This window comes from Actinomadura keratinilytica (genome assembly GCF_039539665.1).
Classification (GTDB): Bacteria; Actinomycetota; Actinomycetes; order Streptosporangiales; family Streptosporangiaceae; genus Spirillospora; species Spirillospora keratinilytica.
Genome location: NZ_BAABDO010000278.1, coordinates 1 through 946 on the forward strand (window position 1 = coordinate 1; position 946 = coordinate 946).

The window sequence follows — 946 nt, forward strand, 5'->3', positions numbered from 1 at the left end:
CGCGTCCGTGTGTGTTGTCGCGGTTCGGCGAGTGGGGGGTGCCCGGAGGATGTTCGGTGTGGTGCGTCCGTGCAGGCATGTGCTGTGCGGGGGGTTGTTCGAGGACTGGTTGGCGCATCTGTGCGGGTTGTGTCTGACGTTGCGGCGTGAGCACGGGCAGGCGGCGCGTCTGGTGACGAACTATGACGGGTTGCTGGTGTCGGTGCTGGTGGAGGCGCAGCGTCCGGAGGTGTCGCCGCGCCGTAAGGCCGGGCCGTGTGCGTTGCGGGGGTTGCGCGGGGCGCGGGTGGTGTCGGCGCGGTCGGAGGGTGCGCGGTTGGCGGCGGCCGCGTCGCTGCTGCTGGCGGCGGGCAGGGTCCGTGATCATGTGGCGGATGGGGACGGGGTGTATGCGCGGCGGTTGGTGGCCGCGGCCGCCGGGCGGTTGGCGGATCGGTGGGATGGGGCCGGGGCGCGTACCGGGGCGGCGGTGGGTTTCGATGCGGGGGTGTTGCGGGAGGCGGTGGCGCGTCAGCCGGTGCTGGAGGCCGCCGGGGGTGCAGGGCTGCTGGAGTTGACCGAGCCGACGGAGACGGCGGTGGCGGCGGTGTTCGCGCATACGGCGGTGTTGGCGGGGCGTGAGGGGAACGCCGGGGCGCTGGCGGAGGCGGGTCGGTTCTTCGGGCGTATCGCGCACTTGGTGGACGCGGTGGAGGACCTGCCGGACGATCTGGCGTCGGGCGCCTACAACCCCCTCGTCGCGACCGGTACGCATGTGGGTGAGGCGCGCCGCCTGTGCGAGGAGGCCCATCACGGGTTGCGGCTGGCGCTGGCCGACGTGCGGATGGAGGACCGCCGCCTGGCGCGCGCCCTGCTCGACCGGGAGGTGCGCCGGTCGATCGACCGCGTCTTCAACGCCTACCCGCCGGGCGGGCACGTCCCGCAGGGGCCGTATCCCCCGCAGGGC

1 protein-coding gene is annotated in these 946 nt (G+C 74.0%); it reads left to right on the forward strand.

What is annotated here, in order from left to right:
• Positions 1–49: 49 nt before the first annotated feature.
• The coding region (locus ABD879_RS32695; RefSeq protein ID WP_345025668.1) for a DUF5685 family protein at positions 50–946 on the forward strand (897 nt) is incomplete at its 3' end.